Raw genomic sequence first — 12203 nt, 5'->3', positions numbered from 1 at the left:
CGGTATGACGGCAGGTCGGCGGGGTGACTACTACGAAGCGTCGTTGATGAGGGAGGATGGGCCGCGTGGAAGCTCTTCGACTGATTCTTCTCTACGTCCATCTGATCGGCTTCGCGCTGCTGCTCGGTGGTGCGATCGCCCAGTACGTCACCGGCCGGCTGCGGATCAACGCCGCCATGCTCTGGGGCGCGATCATCCAGATCCTCACCGGCATCGGGCTGTCCGCTCCGCTGCGGGACGGGGACGAGCCGGCCCCGGCGAAACTTGTTACCAAGTTGGTGCTCGCGCTGCTCATCTTCGTCATGGTCTTCTTCTCCCGTAAGCGGGAGACCGTCAACCGTGGCCACTTCCTCGCGATCGTCGGGTTGACGCTGGTCAACGCTGCCGTCGCGGTGTTCTGGCGTTAGTTCGCCAGGAGTCGGGGAAGCTCGGGAAAACGGACGTTCGCGACACCACCGCGCGCGCCTACCGGCATGAGAAGTGACGTGCCCCACCCAAGGGTTACACCGGGGTAACAGACGCTCAACAGTCGTGCACGATTGTCGGCCGGTGGGTGGGCGCGGGCGTACGCTCCCGTCCGTAACGTGGGACGCCGGCGGCACACCGCAGGCCGGCGAAGGGCTGTGCACCGCGCACGACGCGGTGTGCAAGGGGAAGGAGACGTCTTGCGCTCTGTGCGTGGGATGCGGATCGCCTCCGCCATCGTGGCGGGTGGACTCGTGCTGGGCGCTGCCGCGTGTGGTGAGGCTCCGGACGACGACAAGAACGCCGGCGGCGACGGTGGCAAGAAGTTCAGCGCCTGCATGGTGACCGACGTCGGCGGCATCGACGACAAGTCCTTCAACGCCTCGGCCTGGAAGGGCCTCCAGGAGGCGCAGAAGGAGAACGACAAGATCGAGATCAAGAACGTCCAGTCGAAGGCCGAGGCGGACTACGAGGTCAACCTGACCGGGTTCGTCAACCAGAAGTGCGACTTCATCCTGGCCGTCGGTGGCCTGATGTCGGACGCCACCAAGGCGGCGGCTGAGAAGAACCCGAACCAGCAGTTCGGCATCGTCGACGCCAACCCGGGTGTGTCGAACGTCTACCCGATGCAGTTCGACACCGCGCAGGCCGCGTTCCAGGCCGGTTACCTGGCCGCCGGGATGAGCAAGTCCGGCAAGGTCGGCACCTACGGTGGCCTGCCGATCCCGCCGGTCACCATCTTCATGGACGGCTTCGCCGACGGCGTGGCGTACTACAACAAGGCCAAGAGCAAGAACGTCCAGGTTCTGGGCTGGGACAAGGCCGCCCAGAAGGGCTCCTTCGCGAACTCGTTCGAGAAGCAGGACGAGGGCAAGAAGGTCTCCGACGCGCTGGTCGCCCAGGGCGCCGACGTCGTGATGCCGGTCGCCGGTGGCGCCGGTCTCGGCACCACCTCCGCGGCCAAGGCCGCGGGCGGCAAGTACTCGGTCGTCTGGGTGGACATCGACGGCTGCGAGAGCACCCCGGACTGCGGGGTGATCCTGACCACCGTCGTCAAGAACATCCCCGAGGCCGTCAAGGAGGCCGTGGTGAAGGCCGCCGGTGGCGAGAAGCTCCAGTCCACCCCGGGCTTCGTCGGCACGCTGGCCAACACCGGCGTCTCGATCGCCCCGTACCACGACTTCGAGAGCAAGGTCCCCGCGGACCTGAAGGCCGAGGTCGACAAGATCAAGGCGGACATCGCCGCCGGCACCATCACCGTCACCTCGAAGGCCCAGCCGACCAAGTGACGGTCCCGCCGGCCGCCGCGGTGCGATCATCGGCAGCGGGGGCCGGCGGGCACCAGGTTTGACGATCCGGCCGTCCCGGCGCAACGGGGAAGGTACCCCGGCGCCGGGGCGGCCGATCACCTTGAATCCCCCGAACATCCCCACCCGGCGTGGTGGCGGCGCGGCAGGTCGCTACGCTGCACCATCGCTCGCACTCCAGGAGGTTGCGCTGAGACTCGAACTGCGCGGCATCACCAAACGGTTCGGTGATCTGGTCGCCAACGACCACATCGACCTGACGGTGGAGCCTGGAGAGATCCACGCCCTGCTCGGCGAGAACGGCGCCGGCAAGTCGACCCTGATGAACGTGCTCTACGGCCTCTACCAGCCGGACGAGGGCGAGATCCTGGTCGACGGCAAGCCGCTGAAGCTCAAGGGCCCGTCGGACGCGATCGCCGCCGGGATCGGGATGGTGCACCAGCATTTCATGCTGGTACCGGTCTTCACTGTGGCCGAGAACGTGATGCTCGGCGCCGAGCAGGTCAGGGGGCCCTTCGCCGGCATCCTCGACCGCCGGCGTGCCCGGCGCGAGGTCGCCGAGGTCTCCGAGCGGTACAACCTGCGCGTCGACCCGGACGCGGTGATCGAGGACCTGCCGGTCGGCATCCAGCAGCGGGTGGAGATCGTCAAGGCCCTCACCCGCGACGTCGACCTGCTGATCCTCGACGAGCCCACGGCCGTGCTCACGCCGCAGGAGACCGAGGAACTGCTCACCGTCATGCGGTCGCTCAAGGCCGCCGGCAAGTCGATCGTGTTCATCACCCACAAGCTGGGCGAGGTGAAGGCGATCGCCGACCGGATCACGGTGATCCGGCGCGGGAAGACCGTCGGCACCGCCGAGCCGAGCGCCAGCCGGGACGAGCTGGCCGCGCTGATGGTGGGACGTAGCGTCCGGCTGACGGTGGACAAGAAGCCGGGCACCCCCGGCAAGCCGATCCTGGAGGTCGCCGGCCTGGTCGTGGACGACGACCGGCAGGTACGCGCGGTCGACGGCGTCGACCTCACGGTGCACGCCGGCGAGGTGCTCGGCGTGGCGGGCGTGCAGGGCAACGGCCAGACCGAGCTGATCGAGGCGATCATGGGCCTGCGCCCGGTGCTCGCCGGCACGATCAGCCTCGACGGCGAGCCGACGCACGGCTGGTCGACCAAGAAGGTGCTCCGCGCCGGGGTCGGCTACGTGCCGGAGGACCGCAGCGTGGACGGCCTGGTCAAGGAGTTCTCCGTGGCGGAGAACCTGGTGCTGGACATCTACGACCGGCCGCCGTTCGGCAAGGGCCTGTCGCTCAAGCCCGAGGCCATCGCGAAGTCGGCGCGGGAGCGGATCGAGCAGTTCGACGTCCGTACCTCCTCGGCCGACGCGGCGGTCGGCACGCTCTCCGGCGGCAACCAGCAGAAGGTGATCGTGGCCCGGGAGCTGTCCCGGCCGCTGAAGCTCTTCATCGCCGCCCAGCCCACCCGCGGCGTGGACGTCGGCTCGATCGAGTTCATCCACAGCCGGGTCATCCGCGAACGGGACATCGGCACCGCGGTCATGGTGGTCTCCAGCGAACTGGACGAGGTGATCGGCCTGGCCGACCGGATCGCGGTCATGTACCGCGGGCGGATCATCGGCATCGTCGGCCCCGACACCCCGCGTGAGGAGATCGGCCTGCTGATGGCCGGCATCACCCCGGACGCCGCCACCCCGGACGCCGCCACCGCGACCGAGGACGGCCCTGGCAACGAGGACGAGGCATGACCAACCCGAACCCCGTCTCGGGCTCGCCGGACAAGGAACCGGCGACCGAGGCGCAGGAGTCGCTGAGCGAGGCCCGGGCGACGCCGACGCAGCCGGCCGGTGACACCGAGCAGACGGTCCCCGCCACCGCGACCGCGAAGAAGCCGGACCCGGCCGGGGAGTCCCGTCCCAGCATGGGCCGGATGTTCCTGGACAACCTCTGGGCGGCCAACACGCTCACCGTGACGGTGCTCGCGGTGCTGCTGGCGATGGTGGTCGGCGCGGTGCTGATCATCGTGTCCGACCCCGAGGTGCTCGCCACCTACAGCTACAGCACCGCCCGTCCCACCGACGCGCTGAACGCCAGCTGGACTGTGGTCAGCGAGGCGTACGCGAACCTGTTCAAGGGCGCGATCTTCGACCCGGACGCGGTCGGCTTCACCGCCGCCATGAGCCCGATCTCGGAGACGCTCACCTACGCCGCGCCGCTCGTCTTCACCGGCCTGTCGGTGGCGCTCGCCTTCCGCGGCGGCCTGTTCAACATCGGCGCCCAGGGCCAGGCGACGATCGCCGTCATCCTGGCCGCCGTGGCCGGCTTCGCGCTGCCGCTGCCGCCCGTCGTGCACCTGCTGGTGGCGCTGATCGCCGGCGCGCTCGGCGGCGCGCTCTGGGGCTTCATCCCCGGCATCCTCAAGGCACGGGCCGGCGCGCACGAGGTGATCAACACGATCATGCTCAACTACGTGGCGGTCTACTTCCTGTCCTGGATCATCGTCCAGAACGGGGTGCAGAACCCGAACCGGGCGGACGCGATCAGCAAGCCCGTCGACTCCACCGCGCAGCTGCCCCGGCTGCTCGGCGAAGACCTGCGGGTGCACGCCGGCATCCTGCTCGCGGTGGCGGCCACCTGGTTCATCGCCTGGCTGCTCAACCGCTCCACGCTCGGCTTCGAGCTGCGGGCCGTGGGCGCGAACCCGGACGCGGCCCGGACCGCCGGCATCAGCGTCACGAAGACGTACGTGCTGGTGATGGTGTTCGCGGGCATGCTGGCCGGTCTCGGCGGCTCGACCATGGTGCTCGGCACCACCGCCACCGCGCTGACCCCGCTGGTGATCGCGCAGATCGGCTTCGACGGCATCCTGGTCGCGCTGCTCGGGCGCGTGAAGCCGTGGGGTGTGCTGCTGGCCGCGCTGCTGTTCGGCGCGCTCCAGGCCGGCGGCAACCGGATGCAGTCGTACTCCGGTATCTCGCTGGAACTGGTCACCGTGCTCCAGGCGCTCATCGTCATCTTCATCGCCGCGCCTGCCCTGGTGAAGACGATCTTCCAGCTCCGGGCGGCCCGCGCCGCCCGGTTGCAGACGAGCCTCGCGAAGGGCTGGTGAGCATGTCCACCACCGCTGTCCCCGAGGTCGCCGTTACCGCGGTCGACGAGGGTTTCTGGACCCGCAACCGGAAGATCGGCGCGGTCCTGCTGGCGCTCGGTGTGCTCGCGGCGGTGCTGTTCGGCGCGCTCGCGACCGACCAGCACGCGCGGTTCACGCTCAGCGAGACCGAGGGCGGGGCCGCCCTGGAGATCAACGGTACGGTCGGCGCGATCCTGTTCGGGCTGATCACCGCCGCGGCCGGAGGCGCCCTGCTGGCCGGTGTGCCGAAGCGCTGGTTCACGCTGCTGCTCGGCGCCGGGCTGGTCGCCTTCGTGCTGAGCTTCCTGTGCTGGCAGGTCTCGGCCGCGCCCGAGGGCCGCAACTTCATGCCGCTGGTGAACGTCGTCCGCGGCACGTTCATCCTGGCCCTGCCGCTGATCTTCGGCGCGCTCGCCGGTGTGCTCTGCGAGCGTTCCGGCGTGGTCAACGTGGCGATCGAGGGCCAGCTCCTGATGGGCGCCTTCTCCGGTGCGCTGTTCGGCAGCATGTCCGGCAGCGTCTGGGTGGGCCTGGTGGCCGCCGCCATCGGTGGCGCGTTCATCTCGTTCCTGCTGGCCGTGTTCTCCATCCGCTACCTGGTCGACCAGGTGGTCATGGGCATCGTGCTCAACCTGCTCGCGGTCGGCATCACCGGCTTCCTGTACGAGCGGCTGATGCAGACCGACGCGGCGAAGTACAACAGCGCGCCCCGGTTCGGCAACTGGGAGATCCCGCTGCTGTCCGACATCCCGCTGCTCGGCCCGGCGCTGTTCCGGGGCAACATCTTCCTCTACGTCGGCCTGCTGCTGGTGCTCGTCATCCACCTGGCGCTGTTCCGTACCCGGTGGGGCCTGCGGACCCGCTCGGTCGGCGAGCACCCGACCGCCGCGGACACGCTGGGCGTGAAGGTGCTGCGGCTGCGCTACCGCAACGTGATCCTGGCCGGTCTGGTGGCAGGTGTCGGCGGCGCCTCGTACACGCTGGCGCTCTACTCGTTCACCAAGAACATGATCGGCGGTAAGGGCTTCATCGCCCTGGCCGCGCTGATCTTCGGCCGGTGGAGCCCGACCGGCGCGCTGCTGGCGGCGCTGTTCTTCGGCTTCGCCGACCAGCTCGCCACCTACCTGGGCGCGATCGGCAGCAGCATCCCGAGCCAGTTCCTGGCGATGCTGCCGTACCTGGCGACGATCCTGGCCGTGGCCGGGCTGGTCGGCAAGGTCCGGGCGCCGGCCGCCGACGGCAAGCCGTACATCAAGGGCTGACCGCCCGCCGCGACACCGTGCCCGGCGGGGCGACCCGCCGGGCATCGTCGTCTCCGGCCGCACCCGCGACCGATCGGCGTTGATTGGGCAGAATGGGGGTTGTGATGGAGATCGACTGGGAGCGGCTGCGTACCGCCGCCACCGAGGTCATGCGGCACGCCTACGTGCCGTACTCGAAGTTCCCGGTGGGTGCCGCCGCGCTCGTCGACGACGGCCGGGTCGTGGTCGGCTGCAACGTGGAGAACGCCGGCTACGGCGTCACGCTCTGCGCCGAGTGCGGCGTGGTCTCGCAACTGCACGCGACCGGCGGAGGCCGGATCGTGGCGCTGTCCTGCGTCGACGCCACCGGTGAGCCGCTGATGCCGTGCGGCAGGTGCCGGCAGCTGCTCTGGGAGCAGGGCGGGCCGGAGTGCCTGGTCGAGGCGAAGGGCGGACCGCTGCGGATGGCGGAGCTGCTGCCGCACGCCTTCGACGTGGCCGACATCGAGGCGGTGACCGGCGAGCACCCGGTGCCCGTGGTGCCGGACCGGCTGGCCGCCTGGCGGGGCCGGGGCACCGTGTTCGTGCACCCCGACCTGTCGGCCGGGCAGCAGGTCTGGACGACGTACTGGGAGCGGTCGTCCGGTGAGACCGAGGACGCCGAGACCGGCGTGCTGGAGGAGGGGTCGACCTGGGACGACCCGGCCGAGGCGATCGCGTGGGGACTGGCGCGGACGCCGCGCGTGGTCGTGGTGGACGCGTCGGGGACGATCTTCTGGGCTGGTGAGGGTGAGCCTCCTACGGAGATTCCGGTCCGCTGGGGCTGAGGTTGGGGCCGGGGCCGACCGTGCCCGGCTCCGGGCGGTCAGGCTTGATCCCTCCGCCGGGCACGGTCGGCCCCGGCCGGACCTGGTCACCGTTCGCGGGGGCGTGGCCGTGGCGATTGTTGATCTATTGATGGGAACTCAAAGGTGAGTGCTTTTACGGCGGTTGACGTCATCCGGGCGAAGCGGGACGGGGGTGTGCTGAGCGACGGGCAGATCGACTGGGTGGTCGACGCGTACACCAAGGGTCTGGTCGCCGACGAGCAGATGTCGGCGCTGGCCATGGCGATCCTGCTGCGCGGCATGACCGCCCCGGAGATCGCCCGGTGGACCGCCGCCATGATCGCCAGCGGCGAGCGGCTCGACCTGTCGCCGGTGTCCCGGCCGACGGTGGACAAGCACTCGACCGGCGGCGTCGGTGACAAGATCACCCTGCCGCTGACCCCGCTGGTGGCCGCGTGCGGCGCGGCGGTGCCGCAGCTGTCCGGCCGGGGCCTGGGCCACACCGGCGGCACGCTGGACAAGCTGGAGTCGATCCCGGGTTGGCGGGCGGCGCTGACCAACGACGAGTTCATCGCCCAGCTCCGCGACGTGGGGGCGGTTATCTGCGCGGCCGGCGACGGGCTCGCCCCGGCCGACCGCAAGCTGTACGCGCTGCGCGACGTCACCGGCACTGTCGAGGCGATCCCGCTGATCGCCAGCTCGATCATGAGCAAGAAGATCGCCGAGGGGACCGGCGCGCTGGTGCTCGACGTGAAGGTCGGCTCCGGCGCCTTCATGAAGAACGTCGACGACGCCCGCGAGCTGGCCCGCACCATGGTCGAGCTGGGCGGTGCGCACGGCGTGCGGACCGTCGCCCTGCTCACCGACATGTCCACCCCGCTCGGCCTGGCCGTGGGCAACGCGGTCGAGGTGACCGAGTCGGTGGAGGTGCTCGCCGGTGGCGGTCCGGCCGACGTGGTGGAGCTGACGCTGGCGCTGGCCCGGGAGATGCTCGACGCGGCCGGCCTGCCGGACGCCGACCCGGCCGCGGCGCTGCGGGACGGCCGGGCGATGGACTCCTGGCGCACGATGATCCGGGCGCAGGGCGGTGACCCGGACGCCCCGATGCCCGTCGCGAACGAGGTCGAGGTGGTCACAGCGGCCGAGGACGGGTGGGTCGCCGAGGTCGACGCGTACGCCATCGGGGTCGCGGCCTGGCGGCTCGGCGCGGGCCGGGCCCGCAAGGAGGACCCGGTGAGCATCCCGGCCGGCGTGGTGCTGCACCGGCGTCCCGGTGACCGGGTGCGCGCCGGTGACCCGCTGTTCGAGCTGCGCGCCGAGCACGCCGAGCGGATCCCGGCCGCGCTGGCCGAGGCGCGCCGGGCGGTACGGATCGCGCCGGACGCGCCGGAGACTGCGCCTCTCGTCGTCGAGCGGATCGGCTGACCGGGACCGGCCATGGTGCCGGCCCGGCCGGAGCCGCTATCCTCCCAGGCCAGGGGGGATCGGCCGGCGACGAGCCGAGGTGAGCAGACAGGGGCTTGACCGTGCGCGTACCCGCTCCCGATCCCCGGGCCGTCCGGGAGGCGAGCCTGGACGAGTTGTCCCGGCTGGGTCTTCCGCTGCCGCCGCCGCAGTTCCCGCTGGTGTGGGAGCCGGGCGACGAGATCGAGCTGCGTCCGACCCCGGAGATCGAGGCCCGGATCGCGGTGCTGCACGTGATCCTGGCCCGTTGCTTCGGGATGCCCGCCCGGGCGGCGATGGGCTGGCTGCTGGAGTCGCACCTGGTCGACTCGGTGACGCCGCCGGAGTGGCAGTTCGTGATGGGCGGCCGGGGCGACCACAGGTCGTTCGTGCTGCACCACGACGCCCTGTTCTCGCTGGCCTGGGTGCTCGGGCTGGCCAAGGAGCTGGACCCGACGGTGCCGGTGGACGAGCGGCTGGTCGAGCGGATGCCGAACCTGGTGGCGGGGGAGACGTTCGGCCAGTGGCGGGCCCGGATCCTGGCCGCGCCGCAGCATCCCGGTGACGCCGCGGCACTGTTGGACCTGCACTACTGCCTCGACTGGGCGTACCTGGAGACCGAGAAGGCGGGTGGCGCGCTGCCGGGGCTGGTGGACGCCAACGCGATCGGGCAGCGCCGGTGGGCGCTGGAGTGGGCGGTGGTGCTGCGCGGGCCGTACCACGACGAGCCGCCGGGCTGGGAAGAGGTCGACCTCTCCACCTGAGCCGGGTCAGCGCGGGCGGTGCACGCCGAGCCGGACGGAGAGCGTGACCGGCACCGGCTCGGGCAGCGCGGCGATGCGCGCGGCGAGCCGTCGCGGGTCGGCGTGCCAGGCGCTCGGTCCCATCCCGACGAGTGTGCTGACCTCGGCGCGGGTCAGCGCGAGCCGGGCCCGGTGCCCGGTCGCGGACTCCTCGGCGAAGTGGGCGCCGAGGCTGCCGGCGACCCGGTCGGCCTTGTCCGGGTCGACCCGCAGCAGGTCCAGCGCGTCGACGAGTTCGGTCAGGTGGTCGGCGGCCGGGGTGACCACCAGCAGCGCGCCGCCCGGGTCGAGCACCCGGTGGAACTCCGGGCCGTTGCGCGGCGCGAACACGTTCAGCAGCACTGAGGTGGACCGGTCGGCCAGGGGCAGCCGCTGCCAGGTGTCGGCGAGCGCGGCGGCGGCCCGCGAATGCGCCCGGGCCGCGCGGCGCAGCGCCGGCTTGGAGACGTCCAGGGCCAGGCCGGCGGCCTCAGGCAGCGCCGCCAGCACCGCCGCGAGGTAGTGCCCGGTCCCGGCGCCGGCATCCACGACCAGGGGGTACGCGTCGGAGCCCGCGACGCGTACCGCTGTGGTCGCAAGCGCGGCGGCGACGGCGTCGTAGTGGCCGGCGGCGAGGAAGCCGGCGCGGGCGGCGACCATCTCGGCGCTGTCCCCGGTGTGCGGGGCGCGGCCGGCGAGCAGGTTCACGTATCCCTGCCGGGCGATGTCGAAGCTGTGCCCGCGCGGGCAGCGCAGCGCGCGTGCGGTGCCGGCGGTGGTCTCGGTGAGCGGCTCGGCGCAGACCGGGCAGCGCAGCCGGGCGAGGATGCGATCGTCCACGGCTCAGTGCTCCGTCTCGGGTCGGCCGGGGAGGCGGCCGGTGAGGTGGTCGATCACCCGCTGGCTGAGCGTGCCGAGCGCGGCCACCTCGGCCGGGGTGAGCCGGTCGATCAGGTGCCGGCGGACGGCCGCCACGTGCCCGGGTGCGGCGGCCTCGACGGCCCGGCGTCCGGCCGGGGTGAGCACGACGACCGAGCCGCGGCCGTCGGTGGCGCACTCCTCCCGGGTGACCAGGCCGCGTTGCTGCATGCGGGAGATGTGGTGGGACAGGCGGCTGCGGGACCAGAGCATCCGGTCGGCGAGTTCGCTGAGCCGCAGCCGCTGCTCCGGGGTCTCGGACAGGTCGCTCAGGACGTCGTAGTCGGGCTCGGAGAGGCCGGCGTCCTGCATCAGCTCCCGGGCCAGTTCCAGGTCGAGCAGGCGGCGCATGCGGCGGTAGCCGCGCCAGGCGCGGTCCTCCTGCTCGTCCAGCCAGCGCGGTTCGTCCATGCGCCGATCGTACCGGCGTTGTTGACATGTCACCAAGTTGCGGCCTAGGTTGATGACATGTCAACCAAACTGCCGTCCCGGCTGGTACGGCTGTTCGCCGGCCTGGCCCTGTTCGGCGTCAGCGTCGCGCTGATGGTCCGCGCCGACCTCGGGCTCGCGTCCTGGGACGTGCTGCACCAGGGCCTCGCCGACCGCACCGGCCTGCCGATGGGCCTGCTGGTCAACGGCGTGGCGCTGCTGGTGCTGCTGCTGTGGATCCCGCTGCGGCAGCGGCCGGGCGTCGGCACCGTGGCGAACGTCGCGCTCGTCGGCCTGGCCCTCGACGCCACGCTGGCGCTCCTGCCGCCGGTCGCCCCGCTCGCCGGCCGGATCGGCCTGCTGGTCGCGGGCGTCCTGCTCAACGGCCTCGCCACCGCGCTCTACCTCGGCGCCCGCCTCGGCCCCGGCCCGCGGGACGGGCTGATGACCGGCCTGGCCGCCCGCGGCCTGCCGCTCGGCCCGGCCCGCACCGCGATCGAGGTGACGGTGCTGGCCGTCGGCTGGCTGCTCGGCGGCGCCGTCGGCCCCGGCACCCTGCTCTACGCGATCGGCATCGGGCCGATCGTCGCCTGGTTCGTTCCCCGGCTCACCGCCCCGGCCCCCGTCCCGACAGGAGTGACCTCGCCATGCCCCGCCTGACCGTCGTCGTCGCCAGCACCCGCCCCGGCCGGGTCGGCCGCCGCATCGGTGACTGGTTCACCGCCGCCGCCGTCCGCCACGCCGGCTTCGACGAGGTACGCCTCCTCGACCTGGCCGAGGTCGGGCTGCCCTTCCACGACGAGCCGCACCACCCGTCCGAGCGGGTCTACCTGCACGAGCACACCCGGGCCTGGAGCGCCGAGATCGACGCCGCGGACGCCTTCGTCCTGGTCATGCCGGAGTACAACTACGGCTTCAGCGCGCCGCTGAAGAACGCGATCGACTACCTCTACCACGAGTGGCAGCACAAGCCGGTGGGCTTCGTCAGCTACGGCATGACCTCCGGGGGCCTGCGCGCGGTGCAGATGATCAAGCAGGTGGTGACCACGCTGAACATGACCCCGGTCAACGACCAGGTGGTCGTCTTCCTGCGGCAGGCGCTGGACGAGGCGGGCGAGCTGCGACCCGACCCCGGCCGGGAGGAGGCCGCCGCGCTCATGCTGGATCAGCTCGCCCGGCTGGCCGCCGCGCTCGCGCCGCTGCGAACCGAGGTGGCGCGGTGAGCGCGGTGAGCGCCCGGCTCTGGGAGCTGTTCGGCGAGCGCGGGCGCGGAGTGCTCGTCACGCTGCGCCGGGACGGCCGCCCCCAGCTGTCCAACCTCGACTACCTGGCCGAGCCGGGCCTGATCCGCTGCTCCACCACCGGCGACCGGGCCAAGGTGCGCAACCTGCGCCGCGACCCCCGGGCCAGCTTCCACGTGACCACCGCCGACGGCGGGGCGTACGCGGTCGCCGAGGGCACCGTGACGCTCACCCCGCCCGCTGCGGCCACCGACGACGCGACTGTCGACGAGCTGGTCGAGGTGTACCGGCGGATCCGCGGCGAGCACCCGGACTGGGCCGACTACCGGGCCGCCATGGTGGCCGACGGGCGGGTGGTCCTGCGGCTCGCGGTGGAGCGGGTGTACGGCTGGCGGCCCTGACCGGACCG

The 12203-nt window shown here is 71.9% G+C and carries 13 protein-coding genes; 11 read left to right on the top strand and 2 right to left on the bottom strand.

The features are described 5' to 3' along the window. The first annotated feature begins 65 nt into the window (after positions 1-65). From ABD52_RS18540 to ABD52_RS18505, 8 genes are all read left to right on the top strand, one after another. The gene (locus tag ABD52_RS18540) at positions 66-407 is read left to right on the top strand and encodes a hypothetical protein (RefSeq protein WP_013283976.1); all 342 of its coding nucleotides are present in this window, start codon (positions 66-68) and stop codon (positions 405-407) included. Positions 408-683: 276 nt separating this feature from the next. Then, positions 684-1754: a BMP family protein gene (locus ABD52_RS18535; RefSeq protein ID WP_030270517.1), complete on the top strand. Its 1071-nt coding sequence runs from the start codon at positions 684-686 to the stop codon at positions 1752-1754. Between the two features lie 121 nt (positions 1755-1875). Further along, positions 1876-3531: an ABC transporter ATP-binding protein gene (locus ABD52_RS18530; RefSeq protein WP_013283978.1), complete on the top strand. Its 1656-nt coding sequence runs from the start codon at positions 1876-1878 to the stop codon at positions 3529-3531. Continuing rightward, positions 3528-4892 carry an ABC transporter permease gene (locus ABD52_RS18525; RefSeq protein WP_047892654.1) on the top strand — a complete coding sequence of 455 codons (1365 nt, stop codon included), beginning with the start codon at positions 3528-3530 and terminating at the stop codon, positions 4890-4892. Before ABD52_RS18530 ends, ABD52_RS18525 begins: the two co-directional genes overlap by 4 nt. Before the next feature lie 2 nt (positions 4893-4894). Continuing rightward, a complete protein-coding gene (locus ABD52_RS18520; RefSeq protein WP_013283980.1) occupies positions 4895-6175 on the top strand; it encodes an ABC transporter permease in 1281 nt (426 codons plus the stop codon). Between the two features lie 104 nt (positions 6176-6279). After that, positions 6280-6981, top strand: a complete 702-nt coding sequence (locus ABD52_RS18515) for a cytidine deaminase (protein WP_013283981.1) — start codon at positions 6280-6282, stop codon at positions 6979-6981. A 144-nt stretch (positions 6982-7125) separates the two neighbouring features. Then, positions 7126-8406, top strand: coding sequence for a thymidine phosphorylase (locus ABD52_RS18510; protein WP_047892653.1), 1281 nt, complete (start codon positions 7126-7128; stop codon positions 8404-8406). Positions 8407-8507: 101 nt separating this feature from the next. Beyond that, a complete protein-coding gene (locus ABD52_RS18505; protein ID WP_013283983.1) occupies positions 8508-9188 on the top strand; it encodes a DUF4272 domain-containing protein in 681 nt (226 codons plus the stop codon). A gap of 6 nt (positions 9189-9194) precedes the next feature. On the opposite strand, the gene ABD52_RS18500 is transcribed toward ABD52_RS18505, so the two are convergent. Together ABD52_RS18500 and ABD52_RS18495 are read right to left on the bottom strand one after the other, a co-directional pair. Further along, positions 9195-10046: a putative RNA methyltransferase gene (locus tag ABD52_RS18500; protein WP_013473964.1), complete on the bottom strand. Its 852-nt coding sequence runs from the start codon at positions 10044-10046 to the stop codon at positions 9195-9197. A 3-nt stretch (positions 10047-10049) separates the two neighbouring features. Next, the gene (locus ABD52_RS18495; protein WP_047892652.1) at positions 10050-10535 is read right to left on the bottom strand and encodes a MarR family winged helix-turn-helix transcriptional regulator; all 486 of its coding nucleotides are present in this window, start codon (positions 10533-10535) and stop codon (positions 10050-10052) included. A 57-nt stretch (positions 10536-10592) separates the two neighbouring features. Here ABD52_RS18495 and ABD52_RS18490 point away from each other — a divergent pair, with 57 nt between their 5' ends. The 3 genes from ABD52_RS18490 to ABD52_RS18480 are packed head-to-tail and all read left to right on the top strand — an operon-like array spanning position 10593 to position 12195. Next, positions 10593-11213, top strand: a complete 621-nt coding sequence (locus ABD52_RS18490; RefSeq protein WP_013283986.1) for a YitT family protein — start codon at positions 10593-10595, stop codon at positions 11211-11213. After that, entirely contained in the window at positions 11201-11776 is a 576-nt protein-coding gene (locus ABD52_RS18485) for an NADPH-dependent FMN reductase (RefSeq protein WP_047892651.1), read from the top strand. Before ABD52_RS18490 ends, ABD52_RS18485 begins: the two co-directional genes overlap by 13 nt. After that, a complete protein-coding gene (locus tag ABD52_RS18480; protein WP_047892650.1) occupies positions 11773-12195 on the top strand; it encodes a PPOX class F420-dependent oxidoreductase in 423 nt (140 codons plus the stop codon). Before ABD52_RS18485 ends, ABD52_RS18480 begins: the two co-directional genes overlap by 4 nt. The last annotated feature ends 8 nt before the right edge of the window (positions 12196-12203 follow it).

This window comes from Micromonospora sp. RV43 (assembly GCF_001029515.1).
Classification (GTDB): Bacteria; Actinomycetota; Actinomycetes; order Mycobacteriales; family Micromonosporaceae; genus Micromonospora; species Micromonospora aurantiaca.
Note: the sequence above shows the minus strand (reverse complement) of the source record. Positions and strands in the feature narration are given on the sequence as shown.

Coding starts and splice junctions, on each gene's coding strand:
- ABD52_RS18535 (WP_030270517.1), top strand. CDS start 684: ATGCGGATCGCCTCCGCCATCGTGGCGGGTGGACTCGTGCTGGGCGCT.
- ABD52_RS18525 (WP_047892654.1), top strand. CDS start 3,528: ATGACCAACCCGAACCCCGTCTCGGGCTCGCCGGACAAGGAACCGGCG.
- ABD52_RS18520 (WP_013283980.1), top strand. CDS start 4,895: ATGTCCACCACCGCTGTCCCCGAGGTCGCCGTTACCGCGGTCGACGAG.
- ABD52_RS18515 (WP_013283981.1), top strand. CDS start 6,280: ATGGAGATCGACTGGGAGCGGCTGCGTACCGCCGCCACCGAGGTCATG.
- ABD52_RS18495 (WP_047892652.1), bottom strand. CDS start 10,535: ATGGACGAACCGCGCTGGCTGGACGAGCAGGAGGACCGCGCCTGGCGC.
- ABD52_RS18490 (WP_013283986.1), top strand. CDS start 10,593: ATGTCAACCAAACTGCCGTCCCGGCTGGTACGGCTGTTCGCCGGCCTG.
- ABD52_RS18485 (WP_047892651.1), top strand. CDS start 11,201: ATGCCCCGCCTGACCGTCGTCGTCGCCAGCACCCGCCCCGGCCGGGTC.